The sequence below is a fragment of the Angustibacter speluncae genome (assembly GCF_054777815.1).
Genome location: NZ_BAAHAF010000136.1, coordinates 1 through 846, shown reverse-complemented (window position 1 = coordinate 846; position 846 = coordinate 1). Strand labels below are relative to the sequence as shown.

Annotated in this window: 1 protein-coding gene; it reads left to right on the top strand. The window is 79.7% G+C overall.

Annotation, left to right across the window (positions count from 1 at the left end):
* A partial coding sequence (locus ACYVKY_RS15995; RefSeq protein ID WP_460435984.1) for an OB-fold nucleic acid binding domain-containing protein occupies positions 1 to 846 on the top strand: 846 nt, incomplete at both ends.

Below are 846 nucleotides of genomic sequence, written 5' to 3'. Positions count from 1 at the left end.
GGCCGCCGCGGCGGCGACCCCGCGGGGGCCGGACCGGTCGACCGCCGGGTGCTGGTGGGGAGCGGGCTCGTCGGCGGTGGGGCAGGGGGTGGCGTGCGCGAGGTGGCGGCGCGGCAGTCGCAGGCCGCCCGGCAGGTCACCGCGGCGGCCGACCAGCCGGTGCAGACCACCCTCGACCTCGGCGACGCGCCGGAGCAGGTGGTCGCGAGCGGGCTGCCCGAGATGACCGGTGCCGAGGTGCTGCGCGCCGAGCTCGAGGTGCTCGGCCTCGACGCCAGCGAGCACGTGGTCCGCTCGTACCTGCCGCTGCTGCGCGCGCTCGGCGTCACGCCCGCGCGCGACCTGCTCACCCGCCGCAGCCGCAGCGAGGTGCTGCTGGCGGGCGTCAAGGTCGCGACCCAGACGCCGCCGATCCGGTCGGGCCGCCGCGTCGTGTTCCTCACCCTCGACGACTCGACCGGCCCCGCCGACGCCACCTTCTTCGAGGACGCCCAGGGTCCCTACGCCGCGACCGTGTTCGGCGCCTGGCTGCTGCTGGTGCGCGGCGAGGTGCGGCGCACCGGTCCGCGCGGGGTGTCGGTGCGCGCCACCGGGGCGTGGGAGCTGCCCGTGCTGTGGGACGCCTTCGCCGACGGCGGGGTCGAGGCGGCGCTCGCGCTGCTCGAGCCGGTGGGGGCGGGCCCCGAGGTCCCTGTACGCGACCGCGTCCGCGACGACGGTCCGGCCCGCGCGCACGGGGCCACCCGCGACGACGGCGACGACCGCGGACCCGCCGACGCGCAGGGCCCGGAGACCGAGCGCACCGAGGCCGCCCGCCGTCGGCTGGCGATCGCCGCCCGCGCGGGC